Below are 15,065 nucleotides of genomic sequence, written 5' to 3'. Positions count from 1 at the left end.
GCCCTCCTTTATTACGGAAGGCTCTCATGACGACGTCGTTCTCTCACGCCCCCTCGTTGCCGATACCCGGCCGGCGCCTGCCTCGAATAAGCCTGGGCCTGCTGCTGGTTTTGCCGGCGCTGACGGCCATCACGCTGCTGTATGCGCTGCCGCTGATACGCTCGCTGGTCACGGCCTTTCGTGACGGCAGCGGCGCCTGGACTACCGAGCACGTGGTACGCGCGTTTTCGCTTTATGGTCGCGACATGCTGTTCTCGCTGGGCGTGGTATCGGCGTCACTTGCGCTTATCGCGGCCATGTCCATCGCGATTGCAGGCTATCTGACGCTGGGCGCGACTCCCTGGGCGGTGCGTGCGTTGCGCTGGCTGTACCGCTGGCCGCTGTTCATTCCGTTCGTGGTGACCGGGCAGCTTGCCCGGTCGTTTCTGGCCACCAACGGCATGATGAATAACGTGCTGGTGGAAACCGGGCTGATGGCCTCAAGCAGTGCCCAGAGCTTTCTTGACTGGCGTGGCCTGGTGCTCACGTTCGCCTGGAAGCAGATTCCGTTTGTCACGCTGCTGCTGGCCGGCGCCATGGCGGCGGTCGAGCAAAGCCATATAGAAGCTGCGCGTAACGCCGGCGCCGGCCGCCTGCGCTGCCTGTTCCAGATCGTGCTGCCCCAGGCCGCGCCCACGCTGTGGGTGGGGCTGATTCTCTCGCTGGTCGCCATGCTCTCGGTGCTGTCGGTACCCATGATGCTGATTTCAGGCAATCCCACCATGATGACCTCGATGATGGCTCACCGTATCACCTACTACGGCGACTACGGCATCGCCAACGCTCTGGGGCTTTTCTCCTACGCGCTGACCGCCGTGACGGCGTGGTTCTACCTGCGCCTGACCCTTCGCCGGGAGGCCACCCGATGATGACGTCGCGATGGCTTACCCGACTGGGCCTGGGCGCGGCGCTGGGCCTGATGGCGTTCATCGTGTTCGGGCCGCTTCTGAACCTGGCCATGTGGGCGTTTGCCGAGCAGTGGTTCTACCCCAACCGGCTGCCCACGGGCTGGGGATTCGCTTTCTGGGAGCGTGTATTTCGCCCCCGCGCCGGCGCCTGGACGTCGCTGTTCAATACCGTGCTGGTGGCCTGTTCGGCCGTATTGCTTTCCATGGCACTGGCCATCCCTGCCGGCTACGCCCTGGCGCGTCAGGCGCTGCCGGGGCGCAGCGTGATCATGCTGGTGTTTCTGCTGCCCCAGGCATTTCCTAACCTGCCGATCTTCGTCAACATCGCGGCGATCTTCTACCAGTGGGGGCTCAACGGCACGCTGGTGGGCGTGGTGCTGGTGCACTCGCTACCCGGGCTTGTGTATGCCGTGTGGATCGCCACCGCGGCGTTCTCGGCCGTGGACCGCTCACTGGAAGAGGCCGCGCGCAACCTCGGGGCATCGCCTCTGCGCAGCTTTTTCGATGTCACCCTGCCCCAGGCGCTGCCCGGGCTTCTGGCCGCGTCGATCTTCGTGTTTCTGGACAGTATCGATGAGTTTACCGGCACCTTCTTCGTGGGTGCGCCGGAAATCACCACGCTGCCGCTTCTGATGTTCAATGCCTCCATGGGCGGCAACTACCAGGTCGCGGCAATTACCGCGCTGATTCTGCTGATTCCCTCGGTGGGATTCATGCTGGTGATCGAGCGCTTTCTGAAGGCCGATGTTCTCTCCCGGGTCGGCCGTTGAATTCTTCAAGTGAGTCCTGCATCGATGCTGATTGCCCATTTATCCGATTTGCACCTTTATACCCAGCGCTCCGAAACCGGCCAGGCGCCCCGCGATATCTGCCTAGTCGTCGAGCGGATCGCACGCGATTTACTGAGCCTTGCACCGCGGCCGGACCTGGTCGTCATCAGCGGGGATCTTGCCGACGGCGGCACGGAGGAGGACTACCGGCAGATCCGCGAACTGCTGGAACCATTGCCCATGCCGGTCCTGGCCGTGCCCGGTAACCACGACCGGCGAGAGGCCATGCGCTGCGTGCTGGGCGAGCGGCTTGCGGGGTTGCAGGAGGGCGAGTTTCTGCACTCGCGGGTGGACATGAGTGGCGTGACACTGCTCGGCCTGGATTCGGTCGTGGCTGGACGTCCCGAAGGGGCGCTGTGTGGCAAGCGCCTGGACTGGCTCGAGCGCGAGCTTGAAAAGACGCAGCCGCTGGTCTTTCTGGTCATGCACCACCCGCCCTTTTCGACGGGCAATCCGCACTGGGACGCCTATAGCCTGATCGAGGGCCGTGAGCGCTTCACGGCGATCATCGACGCCTCGCCCAAGCGCATACTCTGCGGACATATCCATCAGCCGCTGCACATACATTGGGGGGCGCACTACGGCGCCATCGCCGGCAGCCCGGCGTTTCAGTACCACCTGGTGCCCGGTAGCACGGCCGCGCCTACTGAAAGTCAGGTGAGCTACTCCTACCCGCTGCACTACTGCCAGCCGGACGGCAGCGTGCTGGTCCACCTGCGTCATATCATGTAAAAGCCAGCACCCGAGGGTGCTGGCTTTCAGAGCGCGGGCCTTGCCGGCCCGCCACGGGGGATAAGCGTACGCCTAGCGCCAGGGCAGGCCGCCCGGGCCACCCATGCCGCCTCCGCCCATGCCGCCCATACCACCGGGGCCACCAGGGCCACCGCCGCCCATCATGCCGGACATGCCGCGCATCATCTTCTGCATGCCGCCTTTCTTGCCGGCTTTTTTCATCATCTTCTGCATCTGCTTGTGCTGCTTGAGCAGGCGATTGAGATCCGGCACCTGAAGGCCGGCGCCAGCCGCGATGCGGCGCTTGCGCGAGCCGTTGATGATATCCGGCGCGCGGCGCTCCTTGGGCGTCATGGAGTTGATCAGCGCTTCGAGCTTGCCAAGCTCCTTTTCCGGGCCCGGGCCCTGGGCCAGCTCGGCCATCTGACCCATGCCGGGCAGCTTGCCCAGAAGCCCGCCCATGCCGCCCATCTTCTTGAGCTGCTGGAGCTGGTCGCGGAAGTCTTCAAGATCGAAGCCGTCACCCTTCTTGACCTTGCTGGCAAGCTTGGCGGCCTTGTCCTTGTCGACCGTACGCTCGGCTTCCTCGATCAGCGAGAGCATGTCGCCCATGCCGAGGATGCGCGACGCGACTCGGTCCGGGTGGAACGGCTCGAGAGCGTCGACCTTCTCGCCGACCCCCATGAACTTGATCGGCTTGCCGGTAATGTGGCGAACCGACAGCGCCGCACCGCCGCGGGCATCACCGTCGGCCTTGGTGAGAATCACCCCGGTCAGCGGCAGCGCATCGTGAAACGCCTTGGCGGTATTGACGGCGTCCTGGCCGGTCATCGCATCGACGACGAACAGCGTCTCCTGGGGCGAGATCGCCTTATGCAGCGCCTGGATCTCCGCCATCATGGCGTCATCGATGGCCAGGCGGCCGGCAGTATCCACCAGCACCACGTCATGGAACTGGATCTTGGCGTGCTTGATGGCCGCCTCGGCGATATCCACCGGCTTCTGGTCGGAGCGCGAGGGGAAGAAGTCGACCTCGACCTCCTTGGCGAGCGTCTCCAACTGATCGATGGCCGCCGGGCGATAGACGTCTGCCGACACCACCAGGACCTTCTTCTTCTCGCGCTCGCGCAGGAAACGGGCGAGCTTGGCTACCGAGGTGGTTTTACCCGCCCCCTGCAGACCCGCCATCAGCACGACCGCCGGCGAGCCCTTGAGGGCCAAGCCTTCGTTGGCCTCGCCCATGATCGTCTCGAGCTCCTGCTGGACGATCTTGACGAACTGCTGGCCCGGAGACAGGCTCTTGGAGACTTCCTGCCCCACGGCCCGCTCGCGCACGCGCTCGATGAAGGCCTTTACCACTGGCAGCGCCACATCGGCTTCGAGCAGCGCCTTGCGCACTTCGCGCAGGGTGTCCTTGATATTGTCATCGGTCAGGCGCGCCTGACCCTTGATCGACTTCAGCGTCTGGGAAAGACGCTCACTGAGATTCTGAAACATGGGGCCTCTGCCTCCGTCGCTGTCGCCGGGCGCCTGCGCCTCTGGACTGATGTGCATGGATTATACGCGCTCAAGCCAGGAGTCTCCATGGCTGAGCGCATTGGCTAACGATGGCTGTGCGATACGGCCTCGATTGGTTATAGTAGTCAGAACTACTCTAACGTGACTGTTTTCACTGCAACGCGCGGCCTCGCGCACGGATAGCATCATGCAGGCGCTGCCTTTCGCCACCATCGCTTTTATACTCTACGTTGCCGCTGCTATCTGGCAGGGCATGACGCTTTTCCGTCGCGTACCGCCTCGCCAGGGCATGGTGCGCCTGCTTGGGGCACTCGGGCTTCTGCTGCACATTCCGGTGGTGGTGGAGCTGATGACCCAGGCCCCGGGCCTTCTGCCTGGATTTACCACCAGCGCGACGCTGTTCATGGCCGTGGCCGTCAATGTGCTGCTGATTGCAAGCCTTTTCAAGCCGGTACTCAACGCCAGCATCGTGCTGTTTCCGCTGGCGGGGGTGGCGCTGATCAGTGCTACCTGGCTACCCAACCATGCCGGCCATACGGGCCTGACACCCGGCATTCTGCTCCATGCCGTAAGCTCGGCGCTGGCCTTTGCGATGCTTGCCATCGCAGCTGCCCAGGCAGTGCTCGTGGGCCTGCAGAACCAGGCGCTGCGCCATCATCATATTCGCGGCATCGTCCAGTCGCTGCCGCCGCTCACCACCATGGAGCGTGTGCTGTTCGAGCTGGTATGGGCGGGTGTCGTGCTGCTCACGCTTTCGATTCTGAGCGGCTTCATCTTTCTGGATAATATCTTTGCCCAGCACCTGCTGCATAAAACCGTACTGTCGCTGGCCGCCTGGGTCATCTTCACTACACTACTGATCGGTCGTTACCTTTTCGGCTGGCGCGGCATGCGCGCGGTACGCTGGACCCTGGGCGGCGGCGCGCTGCTGGTCCTGGCCTATTTCGGCAGCAAGTTCGTGCTTGAAATTCTGCTCAATCGTTAAGATGTATACCCGGCCATGGTGGTCTTGACAGGCCACCCCCTAACTTCTACAAATCGAGCTTGATACGGCATAAAGGAATTTCGACTTGAGCGATGACTTCCCTCTGGGGTTACTGTTCGGCCTGCTAGGCTTGCTTGTACTACTGTCTGCCTTCTTCTCCAGCTCTGAAACCGGCATGATGTCGATCAACCGCTACCGCCTGAGTCATCAGGCCAATAGCGGCGACCGACGTGCCAAACGGGTCATGCGTCTTCTGACCCGGCCGGACCGGCTGATCGGCGTCATTCTGATCGGCAACAACTTCGTCAACAACCTGGCTGCCTCGATTGCCACCATCATCGCCATTCACTTTTTCGGCGATGTCTCGGGCCCGGCCATTTCCACGGCACTTTTGACCATCACCATCCTCATCTTTGCCGAAGTCACGCCGAAGACCTATGCGGCGATCAAGCCCGAACGCATCGCCTATCCCACGTCCATGGCCCTGGAGCCGCTACTCAAGCTCTTGTATCCGCTGGTCTGGCTGGTCAACATCATTTCAAACGGCCTGCTTCGAATACTCGGCGTGAAAAGCGTGGAGAACGGCGGCGACAGCCTGACTCGCGACGAGCTGCGCACCGTGGTGCACGAAGCGGGCACGCTGATTCCCTATCGCCACCGGGCGATGCTGCTGTCAATCCTGGATCTCGAGAACGTCACGGTCAACGACATCATGGTGCCGCGCCACGAAGTGCTGGGCATCGACCTGGATGACTCTCTGGAAGACATTCTTACCCAGATCCGCACCAGCCAGCATACGCGCCTGCCCGTCTACAAGGGCGATATCAACAACATCATCGGCATGCTCCACCTGCGCAATGCCGCGCGTTTTCTATCCCGCGACGAGGTCACCAAGGCGGCCATCGTTCAGGAAGCCCGCGAGCCCTACTTCATTCCCGAATCCACGCCGCTGCATACCCAGCTTTTGAACTTCCAGAAGCAGAAGCGACGTATCGGCATCGTGGTGGATGAGTATGGCGATGTGGAGGGTCTGGTGACGCTCGAGGATATTCTGGAAGAGATCGTCGGCGAGTTCACCACCGATGTTTCCGAAGATGACGAGATTCACCAGCAGGATGACGGCAGCCATGTCATCGAAGGCACCGCCAATATTCGTGAGATCAACAAGATGCTTGGCTGGCATCTGCCCACCGATGGCCCGAAAACGCTCAATGGCTTGATCCTTGAACATCTCGAGGCCTTCCCGGAAGGCCCTGCCTGCCTGCAGATCGGCAATACGCGAATGGAGATTCTGGAGATTCGCGACAACCTGATCACCTCCGCCCGCTGCTGGCAGAAAATCCGCCTGCCTCGGCGCCCCTAGTCGGCAGGGCGGTGGCCGATATCCTGGTCGGCGGCCGCCTTCAGGTCACGCACCTGCTCCTCCAGATAACTGCGCAGCGCCACGCCCTCGATCATCTGCCTGTTGATCGGCGGCCCGAAGTGCAGGCTCACCGGCGCCCGAAAGCGGCTGGGCCACTTTTTCAGCGCCTTGCCGTTAAAATGCGATGTCCATGATCCCCAGAGTCCGGCAAGTCCCGCGGGAATGACCGGCACGTCATCCCGCGCCAGGATGGTTTCCAGGCCGCGCCGGAACGCATGAATCTCACCGTCTGGCGTCAACCGGCCTTCGGGAAACACCATGACCACCTCGCCTTGCTGAAGGGCCCGGCTGACGTCATCGAGGGTACGGCGCAAGGCACCGGGGCTGCGCCGCTCGGACTCGATAGGAATGGCACCGACCAGTTGGAACCACCACTTGAGCCCCGGCGAATCAAAAATCGGCTGGTCCATCACAAAGCGCAGCGGCCTGGGGCTTGCCCCACCCAGCACCAGTGCATCCATGAAGCTTACGTGATTGCACACCACCAGGGCCGCGCCCTGCCTGGGTATGTGATGGCTGCCACGAATGCGCAGGCGATAGCATGACCGCATGGCCACATAAATCAGCCAGCGCAGCGCGTGCCGGATCGCCTTGACTCCCCCTTTCACGCTGTCGGCTCCCGCTGCCTGAGTCCGGCCAGCACCGTGCTGACCAGTTGATCCAGCAGCTCGTCCACCTTTAGCTGCTGGCCCTGCCAGTAGCCCAGCCGCTCGTTCAACCCCAGCTGCACCAGCCCGTGCACGCTTCCCCACAGCGTGCGCCCAAGCCGGCGCGCCTCAAGGTCATCCAGGCTTGGCTGATACTTGGTCAGGGAGGTTTCCACCTGGGTGAACAGTGCTTCGATCAGGTCGCTCTGGCGCTGATCGAGCTCACCTTCCTGGGCCAGGGGGTAATCGAACAGCAACTGCCAGCGGTAACAATCCTGCTCGGCGAAGTGCCAATACGCGTGCGCCAGCGAACGCAGCCAGGGTTCGGGGTCATCCTCGGCAAGCGACGCGATGGTATGCTGCAAGCCAGCCAACGTTTCAACATTGACGTGCTGCAACAGATTGTTGAAGCTGCCGTACAGTTTCAGCAGCGTGCTGGGCGCACAGCCGACCTCTCTAGCCAGGGCACGCAGTGACAGACCATGGACTGGCTGCTTGGCCAGCCATTCATCACAAGCGTGCATGACCTGCGCATGGAGGGCATCGGGCGCATGCTGTCTAGGACGAGCCATGGCGATCTCTTCAGGTCAACGGCAAACAGATAAGAATGCCTCACCGCGCTTTAGCGTGAGCAAGGGGTAATATAGGATACCTTACATCGAACACTGTTTTCGATACTAAAGCGTTACATTTCGTGCATTATTGTGCGCCATTTACCCGCTCATTGCATGATGATGCCGATTCTGCTCAAGGAGGCAGGCATGACAGGACGCCTACACGTGCAAAACCTATCGCTTGCGCGTCTAGTGCCTTCGCTCGAGATCACGTCACCGCTGATCGAATCGCCCAATCTGGCGCCTCGCCAGCCGGTATCGGCCATTCGCCTGGCTCAGGGCGACTATCAGCTACAGCCGGTTTTCTGGGGGCTGACGCCGCCCTGGCTCAAGGTACTGGATCACGCCCCCCACTGTGCCCGGGCCGAAACCCTGGGCTCGAAGGCCATGTTCCATGAGGCCTTTCAGGCAAGGCGCTGCGTGATTCCGGTCAGCGGCTTTTATATCTGGAAAGTGTCGCTGCGCAACAAGCAGCCCTACCTTGTCACCCAGGTGAGCCGTGCACCGCTGCTGCTGGGGGCGCTGTGGTGCCGCTATCACACCACGCTGACTGCCTTCACCGATTCAATGGCCTTGATCAGCGTGCCGGCCAACGCCTGCCTTGCCCCGCTGAGCGACCGCTTGCCGGTCGTGATTCCCGAGCACGCACTTCATACCTGGCTTGACCCGCAAAGCCCTGTCGATGCGGTGAATGCGCTGTTGACGCCTGCGCCTCTGGAACTGTTGGGCGCTTTTCCGGTATCTAAGCATGTCAATAATCCTGCCTATCAATCCGCCGCTTGCGCCCATCCGATCGGGCCCATGTTGCAGTGGTCCATCTCACAGGAGCCATGATGTTACGACCCAAGAGTATCGTCTCTGAACACGCCTTCTATCCGCACCTGGTCATGGTCGCGACCCTGAGTACCCTGGGGCTCGCCTCGAGCGCCCTGGCAGCCAGCGATGATCCGGTGGAAGAGGTGGTAACACCGATCGCAAGCCCATTCGATAGTCGCGACTACCGCGTGCTGACCCTTGAAAACGGCCTGCAGGCGCTGCTGGTCAGCGACCCGGAAGCCGACAAGGCCGCCGCCTCGATGAATGTCCGCGTGGGCAGCGCCCAGGACCCGGACGATCTTTCAGGGCTTGCCCACTTTCTCGAGCACATGCTGTTTCTGGGCACCGAACCCTACCCGGAACCGGACGCCTACCAGCGCTATATTTCCGATCATGCGGGCTCGCACAATGCCTTTACCGCCCAGCAGGACACCAACTACTTCTTCGATATCGAGCCTTCCGCCCTGCCCGGTGCGCTTGACCGGTTCAGCGAGTTCTTTCTTTCGCCGCTGTTCAATGCCGACCACCTGGAGAGCGAGCGCAATATCGTCCACTCCGAGTACATGGCCCGCATCCGCGACGAGTCGCGGCGCGAAAACGATGTGCTCGATCAGCTGCTCAACCCGGATAACCCGACCACGGGCTTTGCCGTTGGCAGCCGCGAGACCCTGGCCAATCCACCGGAAGGCGAAGCCACGCTGCGCGAACGGGTGATCGATTTCTATCACGATCACTACGATGCCAACGTGATGAATCTGGCGGTTGTTGCGCCCCAGCCGCTGGATACGCTGGAAGCGTGGGTGGTTGAGCGCTTTGCCGATATCCCGGATAACGGCCTGGATGTACCTGTCATCGATGCCCCTTTGGTGGATGCCAGCACGCTGCCGCGCTACGTGGAACGCCAGTCGCTGCAGGACCGCCGCCAGCTGCGCTTCTACTTCCCGATTCCCGACCCCACAGACGAGTACCGCAGCAAGCCTACCCAGTTGATCGCTCACCTGCTGGGTGATGAAGGTGCGGGCAGCTTGCTGGCGGTACTGCGCGATGCGGGCCTCGCCGACGGGCTCTCCGCTGGCGTTGGCCGCGGTGACGGCAAGGATGCGCTGTTTACGGTGTCCATCAGCCTGACGCCGGCCGGTGCCGAGCGTCTGGATGATATTCAGGCCACGCTGTTTGCTGCCATCGAGCAGATCCGCAGCCAGGGCCTGGACGACTGGCGCTACGCCGAGCAGCGCGATCTCAGCGAGCAGGCCTTCCGTTTCCAGCAGCACGGCGCGCCCCAGCAGGAAGCGACCCGCCTCTCCATGAGCCTTTCGCTCTATCCGGTGGAGGACGTGCAATACGCGCCTTACCGCATGGACGCACCGGACCGGGAGCGCGAGCAAGCCTACCTGGATGCCCTGACGCCGGACAACATGCTGCGCTTCTACTCCGCGCCGGATATCGAAAGCGAGACGATCTCGCCGTGGTTCAATACACAGTGGCGCGAGCAGCCTCCGACCGGGGCAGGCCAGGCGCTTACCGGGCTTGCCCTGCCCGAGCCCAACCCGTTCATTGCCAGCGACCTTGCCCTGGTAACGGGCCAGGACGAGCGCCCTCGCCAGTTGATCGATACCCCCTCGTTCAATGCCTGGCACATGCAGGATTCACGCTTCAACACGCCCAGCGTCGAATGGCGCCTTAGCCTGCAGTACCCGGACGCCAGCTATTCGCCGGAAGAGGTGGTGCTGACCCAACTGCTGGCGGGCTGGCTCAATGACAGCCTGAACGAATCGCTCTACCCCGCCAGGCTTGCCGGGCAGTCGTTCAGTGCCTACCCTCACGCCCGCGGCATGACGCTGTCGTTTTCCGGCTGGCGTGATGGTCAGACGCCGTTGATCGAACGAGCACTCCAGCAGCTTGAAACCGCCGACATCAGCGAAAGTGCCTTTGAACGCGTGCGCTATCAATTGCAGCGTGAATGGCGCAATGCGCCGCAGTCCGCGCTTGCAAGCCAGGCGAGTCGCACGCTGGGCGAAGCACTGCTGACACCGCAATGGTCCACCACCGAGCTTCTGGCCGCCAGCCAGCGCCTGGAGCGCCACCATCTTGAGGATTTCCGCCAGCGTTTCCTGGGCGGGCTTTATGCTGACGCCATGGCGGTAGGCAACCTGGATGCCGAGCTTGCCCGGGAACAGGCGGATATCATGCGTAATCAGTTGCGCCCGCGCCTGACACGCGCCGACATCCCCCAACTCACGCCGCTGGCGGTCAGCGACACGCTCCGCGTACTCAATCCGCAAAGCACGCGTGAGGAGTCGCTGGTGCTGCGCTATCTACAAGGCCGCGATCAGAGCCTCAAGGAGCAGGCGGTCGTCAGCGTCATCGCCCAGTGGCTGGAAACACCTTTCTACCAGCGCCTGCGCACCGAAGAGCAGCTTGGCTATATCGTCAACGCGGGCTACTCGCCCCTGCTGCAAGCGCCGGGCATTGCCCTGCTGGTTCAGTCGCCGGACGTGAAGAGTGACGAGGTAGCCGCCCACATGGATGCGTTTCTGGAAGAGGCTGGCCAAGCGCTTGACCAGCTGGATGACGAAGCCCTCGCACCCTATCGCCAGGCCGTGCATGACCGCCTGCGCCAGCGCGACACCAGCCTTGCCGGCATGGCCAACCGCTACTGGCAGGCCACCGCACTTGACGAGATACGCTTTGACCGTCGGGAAGCGCTTGCCGAGCTGGCGCTCGAAGTGAGCGCGGAAGATATTCAAGCCGTATGGCCTGCGCTGCTTGGCCACCAGCTTGACGTGCGCTATAACCCCGGCGACACGCCAAGCCCGGTGGCACCTTACCGCGAGGGGCTCGCGCCGCTGGCCAAGGCAGCTGACTGATCGCCTTTCACCCGCTCAGGCGTCAAAGGCCTGAGCGGGCATCATGGCCTCCACGTACATCACCAGCTCTTCGAGAATCTGGCGCTCGCGGTCATCGAGCGTCTGCTGGTTGTAGCGCTCGATCTCACGGGCAAACGCCTTGAGCGTAAAGCCAGTGAGCGCCGGGTCGTTGATGCGCATCCAGCGAAACGCCTCCCACTGCTCGCGCTCTTCACCTTCCAGCGTCTCTGGATAGCTTCGTGCGCGAAAGCGAAACAGCATCTCTTCAAGGCGCGCATCCTGAAAGGCGAACCGCTGCCCCACCAGATCCCATGGATCCATGTCGCGCACGCGATCCATCTGCTGGCGGTCCGCCGCTGAAAAGAAACGACCGCTGTAGAGCATCAGGTCCGGGTCCTGGGGGGCATCTTCGAAGCCTGACGTGAAAACCTCGGCCACCTTGGCCGCCACGCCGCGCGCTTCTCGCAGGGTCTTCCAGTGCTGGCGGCAGGTCACGATATCCAGCCCCAGGCGCTCGACAATCGTGCCGTAACTGCCCTTTTGCGGGCCGTCGACATCCTTGAGCACGCTGGCCGGAAAGACGACCGGGCAGCGGTTGATATGAATCACCTTCAGCGGAATACGCGCTTCGCCTTCCGAGAGGTCCTGCTGACTGACGAACACGCGCTTGCGGATTTCCTCCGCTGACAGCGCCATCAGATCGGCGGGGTCCACGCTCAGATCGTAGACGATCACCCCGTTGGGGTTGGTGGGGTGCTCGGCCAGCGGCATGACCAGGGCGCTACAGCCGCGACTTGCCGGGTAGCGGCGCGAGATATGCAACAGCGGCTTGGCGTTGGGCAGGTCCAGCTGCTGGGCAACGGCGCGTTTACCACGCAGGCCCAGCAGGTAGTCGAACAGCTTGGGATTACGAGCCTTCAAGAGGCGCGCCAGGGCAATGGTGGCGCGCACGTCGGCCACCGCGTCGTGAGCGCCTTCGTGGGCGATCCCGTTGGCCTGGGTGAGGTCCTCGAGCTTGAAGCTCGGGGCGCCATCTTCCTTGAGCGGCCACTCGATACCTTCAGGGCGCAGGGCATGGAACGCGCGCACCACGTCGATCAGGTCCCAGCGGGAGTTGCCGTTTTGCCACTCGCGGGCGTAGGGGTCCAGCAGGTTGCGGTAAAACAGGTGGCGCGAGACTTCATCGTCAAAGCGCAGGCTGTTGTAGCCGGCCACACAGGTACCGGGCTCGCTCATGTGACGCTGCACTTCGCTTGCGAACTGCGCTTCCGGCAGACCGTGGCGCTGAGCCTTTTGCGGAGTGATACCGGTAATTAGACAGGCAGCCGGATGCGGCAGGTAGTCGTCTGCCGGCTTGCAGTAGAGCTCGACCGGCTCGCCGATCTCGTTGAGGTCCGCATCGGTTCGCAGGGCGGCAAACTGAGCGGGCCGATCCCGTCGTGGATCGGCCCCGAACGTTTCATAATCATGCCACAAGAAACTGGCAGGGGCGGCATTGGATGGCGCCATGAACAAGCACTCCGCAGGGCAAAAACACCAAGCCTAGCACACCCGTTGCGTATCTCGCCGCCCCGTTTCAGCGCGGTTGCTAGCTCTTGGGCAGCGTCACGTTCAGCTCCAGTACCGAGCAGTTGTCTTCGCTGTCCAGAGAAATCTGAATGGCGTTGTCGTCGACATGTACATAACGACGAATGACTTCGAGCAGTTCGCGCTCAAGCAGCGGCATGTAGTCAGGCTGGCCGCGCTGACTGCGCTGATGCGCCACGATGATTTGTAACCGTTCTTTGGCCACCGAGGCGGATTTCTTGCGCTCACGCTTCAAGAACTCCAGGAGTTTCATCGACGGCTACCTCCAAACATGCGGCTCAGCAGGCCTTTGCGCTGCACTTCGTGGAAACGTAGCGGAAGCTCTTCACCCAGCAGACGCGACACCGTGTCGCTGTAGGCCTGGCCCGCATCGCTTGCGGCATCGTGAGTCACTGGCACGCCCTGGTTCGAGGCACGCAGCACGGCTTCTGATTCGGGAATCAGGCCAAGAAGGTGGACCGAGAGAATTTCACGAATGTCTTCAAGGGTCAGCATGTCCCCCGTGGTCACCCGCTCGGGGTTGTAACGGGTAATCAGCAGGTGCTCCTTGATCGGGTCGCCACCGCGCTCGGCACGCTGGGTCTTGGACGCCAGCAGGCCCAGGATACGATCGGAGTCACGCACCGAGGAGACTTCCGGGTTGGTCACCACGATCGCCTCATCGGCAAAGTACATGGCGAGCTGAGCACCACGTTCGATACCGGCGGGGGAATCGCAGATAATGAAATCAAAGTCTTCCTTGAGCTTTTCGAGAATTTCCGCTACCCCTTCCTGGGTCAGCGCATCCTTGTCGCGGGTTTGCGAGGCCGGCAGGATGTAGAGGTTTTCGACGCGCTTGTCGCGGATCAGCGCCTGGTTGAGCCCCGCCTCGCCCTGGATGACGTTGACCAGGTCATACACGACCCGGCGCTCGCACCCCATGATCAGGTCAAGGTTTCGCAGACCCACGTCAAAATCGATTACCACGGTCTTTTTACCACGCAGGGCAAGCCCGGTTGAAATCGCCGCCGCACTGGTGGTTTTGCCGACCCCCCCTTTACCTGAGGTCACCACAATAATTTTAGCCAAGATTCACATCCTTCTTGAAATCGTTCATCGCGAGCACTGGAGGCTGAACGAATAACGGAAACATCAATGTTATAAATATGCCTTACTGTAACGGATAGACAGCGCAACGTCGCCAGACATTACGCATGGTCGCCGAGCCATCAGCCAAGCGGCTTGATCTCGAGCTGCTCTTCGGTAAAGTGAACTTCAGCGGCGCACCCCAGAAGCTTTGAGTCGATATCTTCCAGCCGCTTGTAGTTCCCTGCAACGGACAGCAGTTCCGCTTCAAGCTCGCGGCAGTAGATACCCGCATGGGTATTGCCATGAATGCCTGCCAGCGCCCGCCCCCGCAGTGCGCCGTATACATGAATACTGCCCGCCGCCAGCACCTCGGCGCCTGCGTTGACGGCCCCGATGACCACCAGGTCGCCGTCAGCGGCACTGACCTGCTGCCCGGAACGTACGGTGCCGCGATAAAGGCGCGTCACTCCCGTAGAGCTCTCTATCTTACCGCTGGCCACTTCGTCCTGGCTGGCCTCATCAATCGTGGGTGCCGGCGTGGGGCTGACGCTCTCAAGCGCTCGCGCCCGGCCCTCCTCGACGGGTGCAAACCAGCCAAGCCCCAGCGCCCAGGCGGACTGGCGAACGGGCTCTGCACCACCGCGCACGGCCACCGGCAGGAGCTTGTGGTCCCGGCAGACCGCGCAGATCCTTTCCAGCGCCAGGTGCGGCTCATCAAGCTTTTCCACGCTAAGCACAACCGGTGTATGCTGAAAGAAGGCGGGGGATTGAGACAGTTTACCGGCCAGTTGCCGACGGATATGCTCGGGGTCGGCGCTTGTCAACTCCATGACGGTCATCGGCAGCATGCCGCCTTTGAAGGTAAACGCCACGTCGGCACTATCGGCGTTGAGGCTCATAGCCGAAACTCCATGTCATGTTCAGGTAAGATAAAGGTAGCCCAATTTGGCGCCTTTTAGGGTAAAGAATCAATGTCTATCACACCCCGCTAAGGCAAAGCTAAGCGACAGCGCCGGTGACTGCAACCGCCG

General features: G+C 62.0%; 14 protein-coding genes. 7 read left to right on the top strand and 7 right to left on the bottom strand.

Annotation, left to right across the window (positions count from 1 at the left end; all coding sequences use genetic code 11):
- Window positions 1-26: 26 nt before the first annotated feature.
- From HW452_RS05560 to HW452_RS05550, 3 genes are read left to right on the top strand one after another with little or no spacing between them, the layout of a single operon-like run.
- Window positions 27-908 (top strand): ABC transporter permease, encoded by an 882-nt coding sequence (locus HW452_RS05560; RefSeq protein WP_224105115.1) that lies wholly within the window; start codon window positions 27-29, stop codon window positions 906-908.
- On the top strand, window positions 905-1,717 hold the full coding sequence (locus HW452_RS05555; RefSeq protein WP_224105114.1) for an ABC transporter permease: 813 nt from the start codon (window positions 905-907) through the stop codon (window positions 1,715-1,717). The genes HW452_RS05560 and HW452_RS05555 overlap by 4 nt, the downstream gene beginning before the upstream one ends.
- Before the next feature lie 24 nt (window positions 1,718-1,741).
- Window positions 1,742-2,509, top strand: a complete 768-nt coding sequence (locus HW452_RS05550; RefSeq protein ID WP_224105113.1) for a metallophosphoesterase — start codon at window positions 1,742-1,744, stop codon at window positions 2,507-2,509.
- A 72-nt stretch (window positions 2,510-2,581) separates the two neighbouring features.
- On the opposite strand, the gene ffh is transcribed toward HW452_RS05550, so the two are convergent.
- Complete coding sequence (gene ffh / locus HW452_RS05545) at window positions 2,582-4,006, bottom strand: signal recognition particle protein (RefSeq protein ID WP_224105112.1); 1,425 nt, start codon at window positions 4,004-4,006, stop codon at window positions 2,582-2,584.
- 208 nt (window positions 4,007-4,214) lie between these two features.
- On the opposite strand from ffh, the gene HW452_RS05540 reads away from it, so the two are divergent.
- Window positions 4,215-5,012: a cytochrome C assembly family protein gene (locus tag HW452_RS05540; protein WP_224105111.1), complete on the top strand. Its 798-nt coding sequence runs from the start codon at window positions 4,215-4,217 to the stop codon at window positions 5,010-5,012.
- A gap of 85 nt (window positions 5,013-5,097) precedes the next feature.
- Window positions 5,098-6,375 (top strand): HlyC/CorC family transporter, encoded by a 1,278-nt coding sequence (locus HW452_RS05535; RefSeq protein ID WP_224105110.1) that lies wholly within the window; start codon window positions 5,098-5,100, stop codon window positions 6,373-6,375.
- Here the strand turns inward: HW452_RS05535 and HW452_RS05530 are convergent.
- On the bottom strand, window positions 6,372-6,986 hold the full coding sequence (locus HW452_RS05530; protein ID WP_263433577.1) for a 1-acyl-sn-glycerol-3-phosphate acyltransferase: 615 nt from the start codon (window positions 6,984-6,986) through the stop codon (window positions 6,372-6,374). The genes HW452_RS05535 and HW452_RS05530 overlap by 4 nt on opposite strands.
- Window positions 6,987-7,039: 53 nt before the next feature.
- Entirely contained in the window at window positions 7,040-7,654 is a 615-nt protein-coding gene (locus tag HW452_RS05525) for a TetR/AcrR family transcriptional regulator (RefSeq protein ID WP_224105108.1), read from the bottom strand.
- 189 nt (window positions 7,655-7,843) lie between these two features.
- Between HW452_RS05525 and HW452_RS05520 the strand changes: the two genes are divergently transcribed.
- Together HW452_RS05520 and HW452_RS05515 are read left to right on the top strand one after the other, a co-directional pair.
- Entirely contained in the window at window positions 7,844-8,530 is a 687-nt protein-coding gene (locus HW452_RS05520; protein ID WP_224105107.1) for an SOS response-associated peptidase, read from the top strand.
- The gene (locus tag HW452_RS05515) at window positions 8,530-11,379 is read left to right on the top strand and encodes an insulinase family protein (protein ID WP_425348086.1); all 2,850 of its coding nucleotides are present in this window, start codon (window positions 8,530-8,532) and stop codon (window positions 11,377-11,379) included. Before HW452_RS05520 ends, HW452_RS05515 begins: the two co-directional genes overlap by 1 nt.
- 15 nt (window positions 11,380-11,394) lie before the next feature.
- Here HW452_RS05515 and sbcB read toward each other — a convergent pair whose 3' ends face one another.
- The 4 genes from sbcB to minC form a co-directional block, all read right to left on the bottom strand.
- Window positions 11,395-12,888 (bottom strand): exodeoxyribonuclease I, encoded by a 1,494-nt coding sequence (gene sbcB / locus HW452_RS05510; protein ID WP_224105106.1) that lies wholly within the window; start codon window positions 12,886-12,888, stop codon window positions 11,395-11,397.
- A 79-nt stretch (window positions 12,889-12,967) separates the two neighbouring features.
- Complete coding sequence (gene minE / locus HW452_RS05505) at window positions 12,968-13,219, bottom strand: cell division topological specificity factor MinE (RefSeq protein WP_018918334.1); 252 nt, start codon at window positions 13,217-13,219, stop codon at window positions 12,968-12,970.
- Complete coding sequence (gene minD / locus HW452_RS05500) at window positions 13,216-14,034, bottom strand: septum site-determining protein MinD (RefSeq protein ID WP_224105105.1); 819 nt, start codon at window positions 14,032-14,034, stop codon at window positions 13,216-13,218. Before minD ends, minE begins: the two co-directional genes overlap by 4 nt.
- Before the next feature lie 140 nt (window positions 14,035-14,174).
- Window positions 14,175-14,933, bottom strand: a complete 759-nt coding sequence (gene minC / locus HW452_RS05495; RefSeq protein WP_224105104.1) for a septum site-determining protein MinC — start codon at window positions 14,931-14,933, stop codon at window positions 14,175-14,177.
- Window positions 14,934-15,065: the final 132 nt, after the last annotated feature.

The organism is Vreelandella aquamarina, assembly GCF_020075495.1.
In the GTDB taxonomy this organism is placed as follows: Bacteria; Pseudomonadota; Gammaproteobacteria; order Pseudomonadales; family Halomonadaceae; genus Vreelandella; species Vreelandella aquamarina_A.
The sequence above is the reverse complement of the archived record's forward strand: the minus strand, read 5'-3'. Positions and strand labels throughout refer to the sequence as shown.

Excerpts from the sequence above, each read along its gene's own strand:
- HW452_RS05560 (WP_224105115.1), top strand. The coding sequence starts at position 27 with ATGACGACGTCGTTCTCTCACGCCCCCTCGTTGCCGATACCCGGCCGG.
- HW452_RS05555 (WP_224105114.1), top strand. The coding sequence starts at position 905 with ATGATGACGTCGCGATGGCTTACCCGACTGGGCCTGGGCGCGGCGCTG.
- HW452_RS05550 (WP_224105113.1), top strand. The coding sequence starts at position 1,742 with ATGCTGATTGCCCATTTATCCGATTTGCACCTTTATACCCAGCGCTCC.
- ffh (WP_224105112.1), bottom strand. The coding sequence starts at position 4,006 with ATGTTTCAGAATCTCAGTGAGCGTCTTTCCCAGACGCTGAAGTCGATC.
- HW452_RS05540 (WP_224105111.1), top strand. The coding sequence starts at position 4,215 with ATGCAGGCGCTGCCTTTCGCCACCATCGCTTTTATACTCTACGTTGCC.
- HW452_RS05530 (WP_263433577.1), bottom strand. The coding sequence starts at position 6,986 with ATGCGGTCATGCTATCGCCTGCGCATTCGTGGCAGCCATCACATACCC.
- HW452_RS05525 (WP_224105108.1), bottom strand. The coding sequence starts at position 7,654 with ATGGCTCGTCCTAGACAGCATGCGCCCGATGCCCTCCATGCGCAGGTC.
- HW452_RS05520 (WP_224105107.1), top strand. The coding sequence starts at position 7,844 with ATGACAGGACGCCTACACGTGCAAAACCTATCGCTTGCGCGTCTAGTG.
- HW452_RS05515 (WP_425348086.1), top strand. The coding sequence starts at position 8,530 with ATGTTACGACCCAAGAGTATCGTCTCTGAACACGCCTTCTATCCGCAC.
- sbcB (WP_224105106.1), bottom strand. The coding sequence starts at position 12,888 with ATGGCGCCATCCAATGCCGCCCCTGCCAGTTTCTTGTGGCATGATTAT.
- minE (WP_018918334.1), bottom strand. The coding sequence starts at position 13,219 with ATGAAACTCCTGGAGTTCTTGAAGCGTGAGCGCAAGAAATCCGCCTCG.
- minC (WP_224105104.1), bottom strand. The coding sequence starts at position 14,933 with ATGAGCCTCAACGCCGATAGTGCCGACGTGGCGTTTACCTTCAAAGGC.